Source organism: Vibrio inusitatus (assembly GCA_024346935.1).
Classification (GTDB): Bacteria; Pseudomonadota; Gammaproteobacteria; order Enterobacterales; family Vibrionaceae; genus Vibrio; species Vibrio inusitatus.
The window spans coordinates 1762557-1781402 of the sequence record AP024878.1 but is presented as its reverse complement, the minus strand read 5'-3'; the positions used below and the strand labels follow the sequence as shown (position 1 = coordinate 1781402).

Annotated in this window: 15 protein-coding genes; 7 read left to right on the top strand and 8 right to left on the bottom strand. The window is 43.5% G+C overall.

All coding sequences use genetic code 11. From position 1 onward, the window contains the following. The first annotated feature begins 27 nt into the window (after window positions 1-27). Genes msbA through kdsB form a run of 4 tightly spaced genes read left to right on the top strand, consistent with a single transcriptional unit; the run spans window position 28 to window position 3695 of the window. Window positions 28-1776 (top strand): lipid A ABC transporter ATP-binding protein/permease MsbA, encoded by a 1749-nt coding sequence (msbA, locus tag OCU48_RS08210; protein WP_141344117.1) that lies wholly within the window; start codon window positions 28-30, stop codon window positions 1774-1776. A 3-nt stretch (window positions 1777-1779) separates the two neighbouring features. Beyond that, on the top strand, window positions 1780-2778 hold the full coding sequence (gene lpxK, locus OCU48_RS08205; RefSeq protein ID WP_141344116.1) for a tetraacyldisaccharide 4'-kinase: 999 nt from the start codon (window positions 1780-1782) through the stop codon (window positions 2776-2778). Further along, entirely contained in the window at window positions 2768-2947 is a 180-nt protein-coding gene (locus OCU48_RS08200) for a Trm112 family protein (RefSeq protein ID WP_141268443.1), read from the top strand. Before lpxK ends, OCU48_RS08200 begins: the two co-directional genes overlap by 11 nt. Window position 2948: 1 nt before the next feature. Next, window positions 2949-3695 (top strand): 3-deoxy-manno-octulosonate cytidylyltransferase, encoded by a 747-nt coding sequence (gene kdsB, locus OCU48_RS08195; protein ID WP_141344115.1) that lies wholly within the window; start codon window positions 2949-2951, stop codon window positions 3693-3695. A 70-nt stretch (window positions 3696-3765) separates the two neighbouring features. Here the strand turns inward: kdsB and OCU48_RS08190 are convergent, their stop codons facing one another. The 3 genes from OCU48_RS08190 to OCU48_RS08180 form a co-directional block, all read right to left on the bottom strand. Further along, complete coding sequence (locus OCU48_RS08190) at window positions 3766-5292, bottom strand: SpoVR family protein (RefSeq protein ID WP_141344114.1); 1527 nt, start codon at window positions 5290-5292, stop codon at window positions 3766-3768. Window positions 5293-5315: 23 nt separating this feature from the next. After that, window positions 5316-6587, bottom strand: a complete 1272-nt coding sequence (locus tag OCU48_RS08185) for a YeaH/YhbH family protein (protein ID WP_141344113.1) — start codon at window positions 6585-6587, stop codon at window positions 5316-5318. 188 nt (window positions 6588-6775) lie between these two features. Next, the gene (locus OCU48_RS08180; RefSeq protein WP_141344112.1) at window positions 6776-8710 is read right to left on the bottom strand and encodes a PrkA family serine protein kinase; all 1935 of its coding nucleotides are present in this window, start codon (window positions 8708-8710) and stop codon (window positions 6776-6778) included. Window positions 8711-8915: 205 nt separating this feature from the next. Between OCU48_RS08180 and OCU48_RS08175 the strand changes: the two genes are divergently transcribed. After that, on the top strand, window positions 8916-9659 hold the full coding sequence (locus tag OCU48_RS08175; protein ID WP_141344111.1) for a MipA/OmpV family protein: 744 nt from the start codon (window positions 8916-8918) through the stop codon (window positions 9657-9659). Between the two features lie 45 nt (window positions 9660-9704). On the opposite strand, the gene OCU48_RS08170 is transcribed toward OCU48_RS08175, so the two are convergent. From OCU48_RS08170 to OCU48_RS08150, 5 genes are all read right to left on the bottom strand, one after another. Further along, window positions 9705-10205 (bottom strand): YfbU family protein, encoded by a 501-nt coding sequence (locus tag OCU48_RS08170; protein ID WP_141344110.1) that lies wholly within the window; start codon window positions 10203-10205, stop codon window positions 9705-9707. Between the two features lie 62 nt (window positions 10206-10267). Continuing rightward, on the bottom strand, window positions 10268-11002 hold the full coding sequence (gene pflA / locus OCU48_RS08165; protein ID WP_141344109.1) for a pyruvate formate lyase 1-activating protein: 735 nt from the start codon (window positions 11000-11002) through the stop codon (window positions 10268-10270). A 130-nt stretch (window positions 11003-11132) separates the two neighbouring features. Next, window positions 11133-12137 carry a lipid A deacylase LpxR family protein gene (locus OCU48_RS08160; protein ID WP_141344108.1) on the bottom strand — a complete coding sequence of 335 codons (1005 nt, stop codon included), beginning with the start codon at window positions 12135-12137 and terminating at the stop codon, window positions 11133-11135. A gap of 186 nt (window positions 12138-12323) precedes the next feature. Beyond that, a complete protein-coding gene (pflB, locus tag OCU48_RS08155) occupies window positions 12324-14600 on the bottom strand; it encodes a formate C-acetyltransferase (RefSeq protein ID WP_141344107.1) in 2277 nt (758 codons plus the stop codon). 355 nt (window positions 14601-14955) lie between these two features. Further along, window positions 14956-16497 (bottom strand): DUF3360 family protein, encoded by a 1542-nt coding sequence (locus tag OCU48_RS08150; protein ID WP_141344106.1) that lies wholly within the window; start codon window positions 16495-16497, stop codon window positions 14956-14958. A gap of 611 nt (window positions 16498-17108) precedes the next feature. On the opposite strand from OCU48_RS08150, the gene OCU48_RS08145 reads away from it, so the two are divergent. Further along, on the top strand, window positions 17109-17879 hold the full coding sequence (locus tag OCU48_RS08145; protein ID WP_141344105.1) for an ABC transporter ATP-binding protein: 771 nt from the start codon (window positions 17109-17111) through the stop codon (window positions 17877-17879). 65 nt (window positions 17880-17944) lie between these two features. Then, on the top strand, window positions 17945-18721 hold the full coding sequence (locus OCU48_RS08140; protein ID WP_307722272.1) for an ABC transporter substrate-binding protein: 777 nt from the start codon (window positions 17945-17947) through the stop codon (window positions 18719-18721). The last annotated feature ends 125 nt before the right edge of the window (window positions 18722-18846 follow it).

Here is an 18846-nt window from a genome sequence, read left to right as displayed (position 1 = left end):
AACTGAATAAAAAATAAAGCATTTCTTATGTCACAACTTGAAGATGAGTCTACGTGGAAAACCTTTAAACGCCTGTGGAAATACATTCGTTTATACAAACTAGGACTCTTCGTCGCAGCATTCGCCCTGATCATCAATGCTGCTGCCGATACCTACATGATCTCGCTACTAAAACCATTGCTTGATGAAGGTTTTGGCGATGTAGAATCCAATTTCCTGAAGATTTTACCTATGATAATCCTAGGTATGATTGTGGTGCGTGGCCTCTCTGGCTTTGTCTCTACCTATTGCTTAAGCTGGGTTTCAGGCAATGTGGTTATGCTAATGCGACGTGCTATCTTTAATCATTTCATGCATATGCCTGTGCCGTTCTTTGATAGAGAATCTACGGGGGGATTGCTGTCTCGTATTACCTACGACAGTGAACAGGTGGCAGCAGCCACTAGTAAAGCACTGGTCAATCTGGTCAGAGAGGGTGCAAGTATCATTGGCTTGCTTACCTTGATGTTCTGGAATAGTTGGCAACTGTCTTTAGTTCTTCTTGTTGTCGCTCCCGTTGTAGCATTTGCTATTCGCGTAGTGTCAAAACGCTTTCGTAAGATAAGTAAAAATATGCAAACCGCGATGGGTCAGGTGACCTCGTCTGCGGAGCAGATGCTTAAAGGTCATAAAGTCGTATTGAGCTATGGTGGTCAAGACGTAGAAAGTGGCCGTTTTGATCAAGTCAGCAATACGATGCGCCAACAAACCATGAAGATGGTGACGGCGCAAGCGGCGGCTAACCCCATAGTACAATTGATTGCCTCTTTTGCCTTAGTCACAGTGCTCTACTTAGCAAGCTTTGAGCAAGTAAGAGCCGATCTTACTCCGGGTGCATTTACGGTAATCTTCTCTGCCATGTTTGGTATGTTGAGACCGCTTAAATCACTAACTAATGTTACCTCTGAATTCCAACGTGGTATGGCCGCAGCGCATACGTTGTTTACTTTGATGGATTTAGATACAGAGAAAGATACGGGTGAGAAAGAGATTAAGCGCGCTAAAGGTGTGGTTGAAGTAAAAGATGTGACATTTACTTACCACGGCAAAGATAAGCCAGCACTCTCTCACGTTGATTTCACGATCCCACAGGGTAAAACCGTTGCTCTTGTTGGGCGTTCGGGATCAGGAAAAAGTACTATTGCTAATTTATTTACCCGTTTTTATGAGGTAGATAATGGCGAAATTTGCCTTGATGGTGAGAATATTAACGATTACAAGCTTACTAATTTGCGAGAGCAATTTGGCCTTGTTTCGCAAAATGTACACCTGTTTAACGATACTATTGCCAATAACATAGCGTATGCAGCTGAGGGTGAATACACTCGCGAGCAAATAGAGCATGCAGCGAAACTCGCTCACGCAATTGAGTTCACTAAGAATATGCCAGATGGCTTAGATACTATTATCGGTGAAAACGGTGCGAGTCTATCGGGTGGTCAACGCCAAAGGGTGGCTATAGCTCGCGCGCTATTGCGTGACGCTCCTGTATTGATTCTAGATGAAGCAACCTCCGCTCTTGATACAGAGTCAGAAAGAGCGATTCAGGCGGCGCTAGATGAGTTACAGAAGGATAAAACGGTTCTCGTGATTGCACATCGTTTGTCTACGATTGAGAACGCGGATGAGATCTTAGTTGTGGATGACGGCGAGATTATTGAGCGTGGTACACATGCTGAGTTGATCGCGAAGGGCGAAGCCTATGCACAACTGCATAAAATACAGTTTGGTGACTAGCTGGTGATACATCTACTCTGGTTTAGCACCAATCCTCTACGATGGTTGTTTTGGCCACTGCTGTGGCCTTTAAGTCAGCTTTTTAAGGTGATTAGCCAAGGGCGTAGGAGTGATTACCTGCAAGGGAAGAAACAAAGTTACCGCGCCCCTGTTCCTGTCGTTGTGGTGGGCAACATCACAGCGGGCGGCAATGGGAAAACGCCTGTTGTGGTTTGGTTGGTTGAAAACTTGCAAGCGCAAGGTTTAACCGTGGGTGTGGTTTCTCGAGGGTATGGAGCTAGGGCCCCATACTATCCTCTATTGGTAGGTCAAGATACACCAACCAAACATTGTGGTGATGAGCCGAAACTTATTGCTCAACGCACTGGTGCGATCGTTGTCGTTGATCCGGTACGCGCGAATGCAGTTAAGCATTTGCTACAGCACAATGTTGATATTGTGGTGACAGATGACGGATTGCAACACTACGCTCTGCAGCGGGATATAGAGTTTATTGTAATTGATGGTAAGCGACGATTTGGTAATGAGCACTTGATTCCTCTAGGTCCCCTTAGAGAGAAAATGAGCCGCTTACAAACGGTGGATTTTCGCATTACCAATGGCGGAGAGGCACAATCAGACGAAATTGGCATGACCCTGCAACCCTCGCTGGCAGTCAATCTCGTTACTGGAGAGAAAAAAGCCGTTGATCAGTTGGGAGCATTGACCGCGATAGCTGGTATAGGTCACCCTCCACGGTTCTTTGATACTTTAGAAGCGATGAACGCTAACGTAATTACAACTAAGGGCTTTGCAGATCATAAGGCTTTGTTAAAGGCGGATATAATGCCGCTAATTGCTGATGGCCAGCAACTCATAATGACAGAAAAAGATGCGGTTAAGTGTCATGATTTTGCAAATGATAATTGGTGGTATCTACCGGTTTCCGCAAAGATTAGCGACGATAACCGCCACAAAATAATGAATAGAATTCAAGAGGTTTTAAAGGAATATGGATCATAGATTGTTAGAGATCGTTGCATGCCCAGTATGCAAAGGAAAGCTGACTTTTGATAAAGACAAGCAAGAACTAGTATGTAAATTAGATCGTCTTGCTTATCCAATCAAAGAGGGGATTCCTGTACTCCTTGAGCCCGAAGCTCGTTCAATCTCTATGGATGAGGGACGTTAATATGTCATTTTCGGTCATTATTCCTGCTCGGTATCAGTCAACTCGTCTGCCAGGCAAGCCACTGGCGGATATCTGTGGAAAGCCAATGATTGAGCACGTGTACCGACAAGCGATTCAAGCCGGTGCTGATCAAGTGATTATTGCTACCGATGACCAGCGTGTTGCCGATGTAGCTGCAGAATTTGGTGGCACGGTATGCATGACTTCACCTGATCACGAATCCGGTACAGAACGCCTAGCAGAAGTAGTAGAGAAAATGGGCATTGCACCTGACCATATTGTGGTTAATGTGCAAGGGGACGAGCCATTGATTCCACCCGTCGTGATTGCTCAGGTTGCAGATAATCTTGCGGCTTCTACAGCGCCAATGGCCACGCTTGGTGTTGCTATCGAGAATGCAGAAGAAGCATTCAACCCCAATGCGGTGAAGGTGGTAACAGACAGTCAAGGCTATGCACTCTACTTTAGCCGTGCAACCATACCTTGGGATAGAGATCAGTTTGCTGTAGATAAGACTCAGCTCAAGCAACCTCTAATGCGTCATATTGGTATCTACGCTTATCGTGCAGGTTTTATTAGTAAGTATATCAATTGGGCGCCTTCTGCCCTTGAAAAGATAGAAAGCCTAGAGCAGTTGCGAGTACTTTGGTACGGAGAGAAAATCCATGTGGCTTTGGCTAAACAAACCCCTCCACCGGGTGTTGATACGCCAGAAGACCTAGAGGCAGTTAGAGCGCTGTTAAGTTAGGTTCTAGGGAGTCTAAAAAAGGGAAACAGCTGGCTGTTTCCCTTTTACATTTTACTGGAGTCAATAGGCTCTAGATACTCTTACCAAAATCAGTGCGTTTAGGGCAAGTGGCGAGCACATCTCTATGACCGGATTCCTTTAGCTCTTCTAGAATGACATCAAAACCCCATAATCGATAGAGGTGCTTCATAACATCATCATAGCTCTTATCTAACGGAATACGTTGATGGGGGACGTGCTGTAAGGTTAAGGAGCGATCACCGCGTACATCGACATTCCATACCTGAATATTAGGTTCCAGATTACTTAGGTTGTACTGGGCGGCTAACTTTTCTCTAATTTCCTTGTATCCCATTTCATCATGTATGGCATCAATCTCGATATAGTTCTTTCGATCATCGTCTTTTATGGCAAAAAACTTAAATTCTCTGATTAGCTTTGGAGATAAATACTGGCTGATAAAGCTCTCATCTTTAAAGTTCTGCATCGCAAAATGCACAGCCTCAAGCCAGTCACTGCCAGCTAAATCTGGGAACCATTCCTTATCTTCATCGGTGGGTTCTTCACAAATACGACGAATGTCCTGGAACATTGCAAAACCCAAAGCATAGGGATTAATACCACTAAAGTACGGGCTATTGTAAGCAGGCTGAGCAACAACGCTGGTATGGCTATGCAAAAACTCCAGCATAAACTTGTCGGAGACTAACCCTTCATCGTACAGGTGATTGAGAATGCTGTAGTGCCAGAAAGTTGCCCAACCTTCATTCATGACTTGTGTTTGTTTCTGCGGATAGAAGTATTGGCTTACCTTACGCACAATACGCACTATTTCTCGTTGCCAGGATTCAAGTAGCGGTGCGTGTTTCTCTATAAAGTACAGGATGTTCTCTTGAGGTTCGGAGGGGAAGCGCTTCTTTTCAATTGCAGCACTATCGGTGGATTTTGGAACGGTCCTCCACAGTTCATTGACTTGTGATTGTAAGTACTGCTCACGCTCTTGTTGTCGGATAGTCTCTTCTGCGATGGAGATCTTTTCAGGACGTTTATATCTATCAACACCGTAATTCATCAATGCATGGCAAGAGTCGAGTAGTTTTTCTACTTCATCAACGCCGTATTTTTCTTCACAATTACTGATGTAGTTTCGAGCAAATATAAGATAATCGATGATTGAACTTGCATCTGTCCATGTTTTAAACAGGTAGTTACCCTTGAAAAAAGAGTTGTGGCCGTAGCTTGCGTGAGCCATAACCAACGCCTGCATCGTGACAGTATTCTCTTCCATCAAGTAGGCAATACAAGGGTCTGAGTTGATGACGATCTCGTAAGCAAGCCCCATCTGGCCATGTTTATAGTTTTGTTCAGTTTGAATGAATTTCTTTCCGAACGACCAGTGATGGTAGTTAATTGGCATGCCTATGCTGGAGTAGGCATCCATCATCTGCTCTGCGGTGATGACCTCAATTTGATTGGGGTAGGTGTCTAGCTTGTAGTGCTTAGCGACACGCTTGATATGCTGGTGGTATTCTTCCAGCAAGTTGAAGGTCCAATCTGGACCATCGGGTAATGTCTTGGATTTAACGTCTGCTGTCATTGGGTATCCTTACTCGTATTCCCTTAGCTATGTTCCTTTTGGAACAGCTCCCTAAATACAGGGAAGATATCTTCCACCGCTCGGATATTTTTCATAGCAAAATTGTCAAATTCAGATTCAAGCTTCTCATACTCATGCCACAGCGTTTGGTGGCTTCTACGAGTGATCTCGATATATGAATAGTATTGGCAAATCGGCAATAATGCTTCGGTGAGTAATTTCTTACATCTTGGAGAATCATCAGCCCAGTTATCGCCATCGGAGGCTTGTGCTGCATAGATATTCCATTGATTAGTGGGGTAGCGATCTTTGACAATTTCATCCATGAGTTTCAATGCGCTGGAGACTATGGTTCCACCGGTTTCTTGTGAATAGAAAAACTCGTGCTCATCAACTTCTTTAGCTTGAGTATGATGACGTATAAACACCACTTCTACATTTTCGTAAGTGCGATTTAAAAACATATACAACAATACATAAAAGCGTTTCGCTATATCTTTGGTCGCTTGATCCATTGAACCGGATACATCCATTAAACAAAACATTACTGCCTGACTCGAAGGGATGGGGCGCTTTTCGTAGTTTTTGAAACGCAGATCGAAAGTGTCAATGAACGGAACTCGCTTCATTTGAGCGCGAATTTCTTCGATTTCTTGCTTAATGCTTTTTTCTTGTAATGGTTTGGCAGGTTCACTGTTTCTCAGCGACGTCAGTTCTTCTTCTAACTCTCGTAGTTTGCGTTTCTTACCCGCGGACATAGCAGTGCGTCGTGCTAGAGATTGCTGTAGTGAACGAACAACCGCTATATTGGAGGGAATGCCTGCAGTCTGATAGCCTGAACGATGTGTTTTCCATTCAGTGATACGATTAACTTGATTTTTCTTGAGGTTAGGAAGCGCGAGATCCTCGAATAGAATGTCTAAATACTCGTCTTTCGAGATCTGGAATATAAATTCATCTTGCCCTTCACCGTCAGGGCTAGCATCTCCCTCACCTGAGCCACCTTGCCCCCCTCCACTTGGAGGACGCTCTACCTTATCTCCTCTAATAAATTGGTCATTACCGGGGTGAACGCGCTCACGATGCCCGCCTTGACCTTGATGAAAGGCAGGTTCCGTAATGTCACTTTTCGGAAGTGTAATATCCTCGCCGTTATCTGTGTCTGTAATCGAGCGACGATTTACCGCGTCAGATACCGCTTCCTTTATTTTTTGCTTATGTCGGCGAATAAAACGCTGTCGATTAACGGTGCTTTTATTCTTGCCATTCAACCTTCGGTCAATAAATTGAGCCATGCGCCACCTCAATCAGTCCTACAGAGTGATACTCATATAACTCACCTGTTGAGTGGTGATGACTTATAGAGTCATACGAGTAAAATCCTTGCGCCGCAACCTAAGTTGCATCAATGCCCTCAACTGCTATTACGCAAGAAAGAGGGCATAGTGTCCAGCGAGTGACGGGGTTAGCGCCACTCGGTTTACTAAGAGGACTTACGTACTCGCAAATACCATTCAGAGAGTAAGCGAACCTGTTTCTCTGTATAGCCTTTTTCCATCATGCGATTAACAAAGTCATCGTGTTTCTTTTGATCATCAGTAGAGGTTTTCGCGTTAAACGAGATAACAGGCAGCAGTTCTTCTGTATTAGAGAACATTTTCTTCTCGATAACAGTGCGAAGTTTTTCGTAGCTTGTCCAAACAGGGTTTGTGCCGCCATTGTTAGCGCGCGCCCTAAGAACAAAGTTAACAATCTCGTTTCGGAAGTCTTTCGGGTTACTGATACCTGCCGTTTTCTCGATTTTTTCTAACTCTCCATTGAGTGATGAACGGTCAAACAATTGTCCTGTTTCAGGATCGCGATACTCTTGATCTTGAATCCAGAAGTCAGCGTACGTGACATAGCGGTCAAAGATATTTTGACCATATTCAGAGTACGACTCTAGGTAAGCGGTTTGAATCTCTTTACCGATAAACTCTACATATCTAGGGACTAAGAAACCTTTCAAAAACTCTAGATAACGCTCGGCCTGTTCTTGTGGGAACTGTTCTCTCTCTACCTGCTGTTCTATGACATAGAATAAGTGCACAGGGTTGGCTGCGACCTCAGTTTGGTCAAAGTTAAATACTCGAGACAGGATCTTAAAGGCAAAACGGGTTGAGAGCCCTGACATCCCCTCATCGACACCAGCAAAGTCTTTGTACTCTTGATGGCTCTTGGCTTTCGGATCGGTATCTTTTAGAGTTTCACCGTCATAGACGCGCATCTTACTAAATACAGAAGAGTTCTCTGGATCCTTCAAACGTGAAAGGATGCTAAATTGTGCCAGCATATCTAGAGTGCTTGGTGCACAAGGTGCGTTAGTTAACTCACTGTTTTCCAGTAACTTTTCGTAGATCTTAACTTCTTCAGACACTCTCAAGCAGTATGGGACCTTAACGATATATACACGGTCTAGGAACGCTTCATTGTTTTTGTTGTTGCGGAATGTTGTCCATTCAGATTCATTGGAGTGAGCCAAAATCATGCCATCAAATGGCAACGCAGATAGCCCCTCAGTACCGTTAAAGTTTCCTTCTTGCGTTGCTGTGAGAAGTGGATGCAACACCTTAATCGGTGCCTTGAACATCTCAACAAATTCCATCAAACCTTGGTTTGCTTTACACAATGCACCGGAGTAACTGTAGGCATCTGGGTCATCTTGAGAAAAATGCTCAAGCTTGCGAATATCAACCTTACCTACAAGGGAAGAGATATCTTGGTTGTTCTCATCACCGGGTTCGGTTTTGGCGACACCAACTTGGTCTAAAATTGAAGGACGTAACTTGATGACTTTAAATTTTGATATATCGCCACCAAACTCGTGCAGACGTTTCGCCGCCCAAGGTGACATGATGGATCGTAGATAGCGTTTATCGATGCCATATTCACTACGCAGTATTTCGGCGTCTTCTGATGGGTCGAATAGGCAAAACGGGTGATCGTTGACTGGGCTGCGCTCGCCGTCGGCGGACAACACGTAAATAGGCGCATGCTGCATAAGCGCTTTTAGCTTCTCGGCCAGAGATGACTTACCACCACCCACAGGGCCAAGTAGGTACAAGATTTGTTTTTTCTCTTCTAAGCCTTGCGCCGCATGCTTTAGATAAGAAACGATCTGTTCAATAGCATCTTCCATGCCATAAAAGTCTTTAAAGGTTTTATACCTTGCTATGACGCGGTTTGAAAAAATGCGACTTAAGCGCGGATCCAGAGCTGTATCAATGAGTTCTGGTTCACCTATAGCATGCAAAAGACGCTCAGCAGAGTTGGCATACGCCATCTTGTCTTCGCGACACAATGACAAAAACTCTTGAATCGAGAGCTCTTCTTCCTTTGCAGCTTCGTATCTGTGCTGAAAATGTTCAAAAATACTCATAACAAAAATCCCCTTTAAAATGTTACAAGACCCAAGCCAATCGTTACGCTTATCCCAACCTTAAGCCTAGACACGAAAGAATAGATTTGCTTGAAATATAATAACTTTTTCATCATTTATCACTAAACCGACTATCAAAATACGTGTATTATAAGACCCGCAAATAAGTAACAAAATTACAACATTGACGCAAAAGGATTTGCCTTTGAAAAGGATTGGATTTTCGGCAGCGCTGCTCATTCTGTCATCTAGCCCTGCAGTAGCAGGGTGGTCTTTGGGTGTGGGTGCATCCTATTCTCCTGCAGTTTATAAGGATACCCCCTCAAATCAGGTAGTGATCCCTATCATTGGTTATGAAGGTGAGCATTTGTATCTACGTGGTTTTACGGCTGGATATCGAATCTGGGAGCGTCGCTCACCACACAACATTATTTTTCGACTCGCTTACGATCCCCGCACGCTACAACCTTCGGATTCTGATGACCCTATTATTCGTCAAGTCGATAAGCGAAAGAGCACCGGGCTAGGTGGTGTCACTTATCAGTATGCGAATCGATCTATAGGACAATTTCAGGTGACATTTGCAGGTGATATTGCTGGAGTGCATGATGGAATGTATGCCGAGACTGTATACAGCGTACCTATTCGAACGAAAAAATGGATGCTGACACCGTCCATAGGCTATTCATGGAATTCTTCGAAGTTGAATAATCATTTGTACGGAGTTTCTGCAGAGGAAGCAGCGCGTATCAGTGGTTTGGATGAATTTACTCCAGACGGAGATGGACAATTCTTCTTAGGATTAAGAGGTTTATATAAGTTTACTGATCATATCTTGGCAACGGCGGGCGTGCGCTATACAAATTTGGAAGGCGATTTGGAAGACAGTCCGTTGCTTGAAAAAACTGACTCGTTCGGTGTGAATATAGGCTTGGTGTACGCTTTTTAAAGTCTGACAGCTGAAAGCTTAGTGCTTTCAGCTGTCAGTTTATATTTATGCGTTAAAGATCTGAGTGATCTCAGTAGCACATAAGTGGTATTGACGTGGGCAGTTACGCCACGTTGTCAGCATGCGACGATACTTTTCTAGCATCGGCATTTGGCTGTTAAAGTGGTGGTCCGCTTTATCGAATTGAGGGTACAGACCCTCTGATTCAGTTAGAAAGCGTACGTAGTTTACTATGCTAGCTTCAGTAGCAATATCGAAGCCTAAGAACATTAGGCGACGCTTGTCCACGTTTGCTTGCTCAGCAGTAGCAAGCATATTGAACGACTCTTGCATCGCGTGGTACATCTCCATAATGTCGATGACTTCACGACATTCGCTCTCACTGATTGCACCAAAGTCTTTGTCTAGTTCACGCATTTGCAGACCGTAGCCACGCTCAACGATTTTTTGTAGACGCTCGTACTTGTCTTTGTTTTCAGGAGAAAGCTTAGACATTAGGTAATATTGGTTCGAAAGGATCAAACGCTGTGCGTTGGTCATTTCCATAGATAGGTTTCCTTAATTATCGCTAAATGTACTCTAGTGCCACTTATTGGCTGAGTACGAAGTTAGTATTTAACGTTGTCGTTGTATTGGCTAAGAATACCGACAATCTTGTCCATTGTTTCTTTCGATGGTGGCTGTGTTCCCTCTAGAGGGTAATCATAACCGAGCGCTTCCCACTTGTGGGCACCGAGTTTGTGGTAGGGTAGTAGTTCTACCTTCTCGATGTTGTCCATATCTTTAATAAATTCGCCCAGCATGTGTGCAGATTCATCATCGTCCGTGTAACCAGGAACAATAACGTAACGAATCCAAGTTGTTTGACCAATTTTATGCAAGTAGCGAGCGAAATCTAGAGTACGTTTGTTGGATACACCAATAAAATCCTGATGGATTTCATCTTTCATATGCTTCAGGTCGAGCATTACAAGATCGGTCGCTTCTAATACTTCATCGACTACATCTGTGTGTTTGCGGATATAACCATTGGTATCTAGACAGGTGTGGATGCCTTCAGCTTGCGCTCTGCGGAAAAAGTCACGAACAAACTCAGGTTGAAGCATCGCTTCGCCACCGGAACAGGTGATGCCGCCGCCAGATGCGTTCATAAAGTGGCGGTATGAAACTGCCTCTGTGATCAGGTCATCGACTGAGACCTCTTTACCATCATGAGTGTCCCATGTATCACGGTTGTGACAATACATGCAACGCATCAAGCAACCTTGCAAGAATACGATAAAGCGAATGCCTGGGCCGTCTACAGTACCACAAGACTCAAATGAGTGAATTCTGCCTTTCATAGATGTTCTCAATTCTGATCATTTTGCGAATGTGATAAGTGTATTACAAACAAGGATCATTACCTAGACCAGAGACTAGATAAAGCCGTGAATATTCATAGATTTTTACTTATTACACCCAAGGCTTAATTTAGAACAACAAGAACAGAGCAAGTGAACCGTTGGTGTGCACACCTTTATCATCTTCTTTGTAATCTCGGCTCTTAGTCGACAAGGACAAACTTGCGCCCCAACCTCGATAATAACCTGTAATACCGACACTTGCAGTACCTTGTAAATGTTCTACTTCGTTGGCTGTAATCCCGTCATCTGGACGATCACCATCAATAGTAATATCGTTGAAGCGAACTCGTCCCTCAACACCACCGAACATGTACCAACCAGTGTTAGTTCTTACTATTAGACTAGGGTCTATCGTTGATTCGTTGTTTACTTTAGCACTGCCGAAGCTTCGATTAAGATCGGTACCCCAGCGCCACATTAAACCGGAAGCGATTTCACTTTTATAGTTACCCACAAGCACTCGACTAGGGATACTAAACTCGTGAGTTGTTGAGCCACTAAGTTCTGTTTGATGCCATTTGTCGGTTCTGTTATAACCAAAATTCATGACAAATTGATTATCGATTTGGTTATCCCAACCTTGCGGGTCGTCGGATTTTATAATGCTGTGAACATATTTTTGTGTTTCTTCTGCATAGGCATTTGGACCAACAGTGCCCATCATTAAACTATAAGAGTTAATGGTTTCAGGTGAGATGGAATATAAGGTCGAGGATAGGTATAACAACCCAGCATATGGACGTTCGTCAGCAATGGGATCTGGATTTTCTATGTCTTCTGGTGTCCACATTTTCTGACCCAATTCCAAACTATATTTGTGTCGGGTATTACCCGTCGGGTCTGAACTAAAATGTGTGCCGGGTAAAGAATCAAAAAAACCATTAGGTTCAACAGTAAATTCACTAGAGTAAACGAAAAATAATCCATTACTGTAGTCTTTATCTGTGGTGACAATACTATCGTTATCGATACCGATATAAAAAGAACTATCAGGCTCTTCTGAAGCGAAAGAGGGTATAGCGGTAAGTGAGGCAGTAATTAAAATACTGGCCATCTTTGGGTAATGGGACATACAACTCCGTGTTTTAATCAACATCCTGTCTCGTTTATCTCTACAAAGTGTCTTTATTGTTCTATTTGATTAGAACGACAACTTATACAGACCCTCCGGAAATTTTATTACAATTTTAGGTAATAAAAAACCCCGCCAAGGCGGGGTTTTCGTTATAACTTGCGACTCAGTCTAAAGTTTTAAAACTTATAGCGACTCAGTGAAAGTACGAGCGATAACGTCTTTCTGCTGTTCTGCAGTCAGAGAGTTAAAACGCACAGCGTAACCCGATACACGGATAGTTAGCTGAGGGTACTTCTCTGGGTGCTTAACTGCGTCTTCTAGAGTTTCGCGGTTAAGAACGTTAACGTTAAGGTGTTGACCACCTTCAATGTCAGACTCATGGTGGAAGTAACCATCCATTAGGCCTGCAAGGTTAGCGCGTTGGCTGCTTTCTTCTTTACCTAGTGCATTAGGTACGATAGAGAAAGTGTAAGAGATACCGTCTTGTGCATCAGCAAATGGTAGTTTACCTACTGAAGTTAGAGACGCTACCGCACCTTTTTCATCGCGACCGTGCATTGGGTTAGCACCAGGAGCAAAAGGAGCACCTGCTTGACGACCGTCTGGAGTGTTACCCGTCTTCTTGCCGTATACCACGTTTGAAGTGATAGTTAGGATAGACTGAGTAGGACGTGCATTACGGTAAGTCTTAAGCTTACGGATCTTGTTCATGAATACAGAAACAATTTCACAAGCAATGTCATCTACGCGAGCGTCGTTGTTACCGAATTTAGGGTAGTCGCCTTCGATGTTGAAGTCGATAGCAATACCATCTTCGTCACGAACTGGGCTTACTTTAGCGTACTTAATAGCAGCTAGTGAGTCAGCAGCAACAGATAGACCAGCAATACCACAAGCCATTGTACGAGCAACGTCACGGTCGTGCAGCGCCATAAGAGCAGCTTCGTAGCTGTACTTATCGTGAGAGTAGTGGATAGCGTTTAGAGCAGTCACGTATTGCGTAGCTAGCCAATCCATGAAGTGATCCATCTTGTCCCACACGTCTGCGTAGTCTAGAACTTCGTCAGTGATCTTAGGCATCTTAGGACCCACTTGGATCTTAAGTTTCTCATCCACACCACCGTTGATTACGTAAAGTAGTGTTTTAGCAAGGTTTGCACGAGCACCAAAGAACTGCATTTGCTTACCAACAATCATTGGAGATACACAACATGCAATTGCGTAGTCGTCAGATTCTAGGTCAGGACGCATTAGGTCATCGTTTTCGTACTGGATAGAAGAAGTATCGATAGATACCTTCGCACAGAAACGCTTAAAGCCGTCAGGTAGTTGCTCAGACCAAAGAACAGTGATGTTTGGCTCTGGGCTTGGACCCATAGTGTATAGGCTGTTTAGGAAACGGAAGTTAGAACGAGTAACTAGCGTACGTCCATCAATACCCATACCACCCATTGATTCTGTTGCCCAGATTGGGTCACCAGAGAACAACTCATCGTATTCAGGAGTACGTAGGAAACGAACCATACGTAGCTTCATTACGAAGTGGTCAATCATTTCTTGAGCTTCTACTTCAGTGATTTTGCCTGCAGCAATATCACGCTCGATGAAGATATCAAGGAAAGATGAAGTACGACCAAGAGACATAGCCGCGCCGTTTTGAGATTTAACAGCTGCTAGGTAACCGAAGTAAGTCCACTGGATAGCTTCTTGAGCAGTTTGAGCTGGCTCAGAGATATCACAGCCGTACGTAGCTGCCATTTCTTTCATTTGACCAAGTGCACGGTACTGCTCTTGCAGTTCTTCACGCAGTTGCATGGTCAATTGTAGATCTTCACCGCTTTCCAGTTTCTCTTGAGTAGAGTGGAACTGTGCTGCTTTGTTCTTCAATAGGAAATCAATTCCGTAAAGAGCAACGCGACGGTAATCACCAATGATACGACCACGGCCGTATGCATCAGGAAGACCAGTTAGAACACCAGACTTACGACATTTTAGGATGTCAGGAGTGTAAACATCGAAAACACCAGCGTTGTGTGTTTTACGGTATTCAGAGTAAATCTTCTTAACTTCTGGATCTAGTTCGCGATCGTAAGCTTTGCACGAACCTTCAACCATACGGATACCACCGTTAGGGATAAGTGCGCGCTTAAGTGGTGCTTCAGTTTGAAGACCAACGATAGTTTCAAGATCTTTGTTGATGTAACCAGCGTCATGAGACGTGATGGTAGAGATAACAGAAGTATCGAAATCTACAGGAGCGTGGGTGCTGTTCTCTTGCTTGATACCTTCCATAACTTTAGCCCAAAGCGCGTCAGTCGCTTCAGTACCTTCAGTTACTAGGAAAGACTCATCGCCTTCATATGGCGTGTAGTTCTTTTGAATGAAATCACGAACGTTTACGTCGTTTTGCCAGTCACCTGCCGCAAAACCTTCCCAAGCTTTAGCAAATTGCTCTGCCATGATGTACCTACCTTATTAGTAGCAAAAACACGTGCCGTCACACTGCCCAAAATTGAACAGCTAAGTGTCGCAAGCGACACAGCACACTTAAGATTAATAACAATATGGATAAGTTTAGTATCAACCTAATACTTATTCATATTGGTACGAACCAAACAACAAACAAGTTAACTCTCAAAAATAATTATAAGTTTTAAACTAAATTAATAAAAGCGTTTTTTTGCAATCTTTGAACTCAGTTTCACATTGTTGACATTATTCAAAAGTACTAAAGATTTTTAGACGACTTTTACTCAGTAATCAAACTCTAATTTGCAACAAAGGGTAGCGCGTTAGCACTACCCTTGAATATGCATTATAGGAACGCTTTCAAACCGTATTGTGATTCAAGCATACCTACAGCTAACATCGCCACTAGACATACTACGAATACGCCAACAGGGATGATAATTTTATCTGCGAACGAAAGACGTGAAGAACGCTCTTTGTCACCGATAAGGCCGTTGTTATCCAAGAACATAGTGAGAGCCCAAGCAAGAACTGGGTTTGTCACTACAGCAGCGAAGATACAGATACCTGCAGCTTGTGAGTCTTTGGTTTCTCTAACCATTTGCATCCCAGCTTCAAGAAGCGGTAGGAATACACCTACAAGCAACGCGATACGCATCACTGGAGGCCATACCGCAACATCCATTGGGAAACCAAGGATCGCAACGATAATACACATAACACCTAGCAAGATTGCGCCGCCTGGAATAGGACGTTTAGCAATCGCGGCTGGAATCATGTATGTCCCCCAAGATGAAGTGATGTTACCACCACCTACAGCTGTACCTACAATCTGACGAACAGAACACATAGTCATTGTGTCATCAACATCCATCAGTACTTTTTCAGTCTTTCTAGGGTAGTTTAGTTCTTGGAAGATACGGTGACCTAGGAAGTCAGGTGACCACATCGCTACTGCAAGAATTGCAAACGGTAGAGACGCTACAAAGTGAGAAACATTAGGAAGGCCTAGTTGCCAACCTTGTTCTGTGCTGCCCCACCAATATACAGGGTTTAGATTCGGGATACCCATCTGTGTTTCGAACGTAAGGTCAAAACCTGCGCCTAAGCCAAGTGCAATAATAAGGCCTGCGATAGCACAAACAGGGATAGCCAACCAACGCATACCAATCTTAGCTAGGTAAGCATAGATAGCGATGTTGATACCCAGTACGACAAGACCAATGTAACCAAGGCTACCCGCTGCAACGTCAGCAGACTGAAGACCTACAGCCCATGATTGGATATCGCCAATCTGACTCATGGTTCCGGTAAAGCCAAGGAAAATCAATAGACCGCCGGCGGTACCCTCTGAGGTGAGATTAACGAGTTTCGATCCCCCCTTAAAGAAGCTTAGTAATAAGCCGAAGATACCAAGAAGAATAGCTAACGCTAGAGGGTGGGCACCAGCAAGTGCAATAGAACCGATGAGAGGAATCATTGGGCCGTGGTTACCGGCCAAGTTTGCTCTAGGGTTAAAGAAGCCAGACGCAAGAATACAGAATAGAAGCGCAGGGATAAGCATTTCTACACGAGCTACTTCGATAGCGAACTCTTTGCCTAGGTTAACGTGGTCCCATGCTTGAGTTAGACCATCAGCCCACGACATCATTACTGCAGAGTACATAGCAATAATGCCGATAGTACCTGCTAGAGCTGGAACTAAATCTTCTAGTTCAAAGCGAAAATCACGACCGGGAAGGTTCAAACGGAAGCGGCGAGGCTTCATGATTTGGAGTTCATGATCTAGGTAATCAGAACGGCTTGCGAATTCAGAGGCTGGTTTATGCAGTTCTGAATAACTTTTTTCTTCAGCTTCAGACTGCTTGTTGTTGACAGCGTCGGACATAAAATCCTCGTTAACTTAAAGGTAGAAATAAATCTGGGTTAATTTGACACGTTCGCGTTAATTTTTTTGCGACGGCGTAATTTCTCATATTTAATAAAATGTAGCACGTCGTTTCCGAATAATCTTAGGCGAAAATTTGAAAAATACTCGTCAAATTTGAATTAGTTGGCCGGAGTGTAACAAGGTCGCAACTTAGAACAATTGATCTTGATCAGTTAAAGAAAATTACTGAAATAAAAGTACACAAAGGGATTTGGGCTGATAACCATGATAAAAGTGTGGTAATTACACTTACATTTACAGGGGTGGAGTTACTTTTGGTTACATAATGTCCAGGTTTGTGCAAAATATGCTCAAAGCCACAAAGTTGTTGCTAATTTGTAAAAATGTGTGGTTTTTTTGCCTGTTTCATTTACATTTATAACCCGATAACGTGCTGTTGTTAGTGCGTATATTCGCCAATTATAACGTCATTTGTATATATAGGCGGTAAATGTGACTAAATATCCTAGAAATTCACTATTGTTGAACCATTGCTAATCGTTTGCGCAAATGGTACCTTTCTTTCATCAACATAGCCTGACATTAGGATTACAGGGAGAAACAAGCGCATGACGGATGTACCCGCGCTAAGAATTAATAATCTGCATAAAACCTTTGGACAGAACGAAGTACTTAAAGGCATCTCGCTTGATGCACATAAAGGCGACGTGATTTCTATCATTGGTAGTTCAGGCTCAGGTAAAAGCACATTTCTTCGTTGTATTAACCTTTTAGAGACGCCAACAGCCGGTGAAATCTGGGTCAATGGAGAGTTAATCGAGATGAAAAATAATCGTCTTGGTGAGTCTCTACCATCAAATGCAAAGCAAGTTCAAAGAATTCGTTCGAGACTGGCAATGGTATTCCAAGGATTTAACCTTTGGTCACACATGACGGTTTTAGAAAATGTGATTGAAGCTCCTATACATGTATTGGGTGTCCCAAAGGCTCAAGCTATCGAAAATGCGAAACAAATTTTGCAAAAGGTTGGCTTGTATGAGCGTAAAGATTATTACCCAGGGCACCTTTCGGGAGGCCAACAACAGCGAGCAGCGATTGCACGTGCCTTAGCCGTCGATCCTGAAGTCATGTTATTTGACGAACCAACATCCGCTTTGGATCCAGAGTTGGTAGGCGAAGTGCTTGGCGTGATGCGAGATCTTGCTGAAGAAGGTCGTACCATGTTGGTAGTGACGCACGAAATGGCATTTGCTCGCGATGTGTCCAATCACGTTATGTTCTTACATCAGGGTTTAGTAGAAGAGCAGGGTAATCCAGCTACGTTATTTACTAATCCAGAATCAGAACGACTACAACAATTTATCTCATCAATTTATTAAACGAAGTGCTTTAAAGCGCTCACTTAAACACAACAAAAAAACACTTAAATCACAGGAGTATGGATATGAAAAAGTGGTTATTGGCTGCAACACTAGCAGCAACAGCACTTTCTGGCGTAGCACAAGCGAAAGAATGGAAACAAGTTCGCTTTGGTATTGAGGGTGCGTACCCTCCATTTAGTAAAACAGAAGCTGATGGCTCATTAACTGGTTTTGATGTTGATATGGCTAATGCACTTTGTGAAGAAATGCAGGTCAAGTGTGTACTCGTAGCGCAAGATTGGGATGGCATTATTCCTTCTCTACTAGCGCGTAAGTACGATGCGATTATCGCAGCAATGTCTATTACGGAAGAGCGCAAGAAGAGTATTGATTTTACTGGTAAATACGCTTTAATCCCGAACAAGTTTATCGCTAAAAAAGGCGCTGACATCGATTTCTCTAAAGCGGGCTTAAAAGACGTTAAGATTGGTGTTCAACGTGCAACAACCCATGACAAATACCTTTCAGACAACTATGGCAAAGATGTAGAGATCGTTCGTTACGGTTCGTTTGATGAAGCTTACCTTGACCTTGCAAACGGCCGTATTGCAGCAGTATTAGGTGATGCATCAGCGCTTGAAGAAGGTTTACTTAACTCTGCGCAAGGTGACCAGTATGAATTTGTTGGTCCTTCTCTAACTGATCCTCAGTGGTTCGGTGAAGGTTTTGGTATTGCGACTCGCAAGCAAGATAAAGATCTAACAGCGAAACTAGACGCTGCAATCCTTGCTCTACGTGAGAAAGGTGTTTACGACGAGATTGCTGCTAAATACTTCAACTACGACGTATACGGCGAGTAAGTCGCTAGGCAATGCTTATGGCCCGAGAATAGAGTCACTATTTTCGGGCTATTTTTCACCGCCTCATCAGATGTTCTTTGATGAACGCATCAACGGTTTGACCTGTTGTAAACAGGCAACTGTCA

Bases quoted from the DNA above. Each gene is read 5' to 3' on its own strand.
- OCU48_RS08200 (WP_141268443.1), top strand. From the start codon at position 2,768: ATGGATCATAGATTGTTAGAGATCGTTGCATGCCCAGTATGCAAAGGA.
- pflB (WP_141344107.1), bottom strand. From the start codon at position 14,600: ATGGCAGAGCAATTTGCTAAAGCTTGGGAAGGTTTTGCGGCAGGTGAC.
- OCU48_RS08140 (WP_307722272.1), top strand. From the start codon at position 17,945: ATGAAAAAGTGGTTATTGGCTGCAACACTAGCAGCAACAGCACTTTCT.
- OCU48_RS08185 (WP_141344113.1), bottom strand. From the start codon at position 6,587: ATGGCTCAATTTATTGACCGAAGGTTGAATGGCAAGAATAAAAGCACC.
- pflA (WP_141344109.1), bottom strand. From the start codon at position 11,002: ATGAAAGGCAGAATTCACTCATTTGAGTCTTGTGGTACTGTAGACGGC.
- OCU48_RS08180 (WP_141344112.1), bottom strand. From the start codon at position 8,710: ATGAGTATTTTTGAACATTTTCAGCACAGATACGAAGCTGCAAAGGAA.
- kdsB (WP_141344115.1), top strand. From the start codon at position 2,949: ATGTCATTTTCGGTCATTATTCCTGCTCGGTATCAGTCAACTCGTCTG.
- OCU48_RS08145 (WP_141344105.1), top strand. From the start codon at position 17,109: ATGACGGATGTACCCGCGCTAAGAATTAATAATCTGCATAAAACCTTT.
- OCU48_RS08170 (WP_141344110.1), bottom strand. From the start codon at position 10,205: ATGGAAATGACCAACGCACAGCGTTTGATCCTTTCGAACCAATATTAC.
- OCU48_RS08190 (WP_141344114.1), bottom strand. From the start codon at position 5,292: ATGACAGCAGACGTTAAATCCAAGACATTACCCGATGGTCCAGATTGG.
- OCU48_RS08160 (WP_141344108.1), bottom strand. From the start codon at position 12,137: ATGTCCCATTACCCAAAGATGGCCAGTATTTTAATTACTGCCTCACTT.
- OCU48_RS08150 (WP_141344106.1), bottom strand. From the start codon at position 16,497: ATGTCCGACGCTGTCAACAACAAGCAGTCTGAAGCTGAAGAAAAAAGT.
- msbA (WP_141344117.1), top strand. From the start codon at position 28: ATGTCACAACTTGAAGATGAGTCTACGTGGAAAACCTTTAAACGCCTG.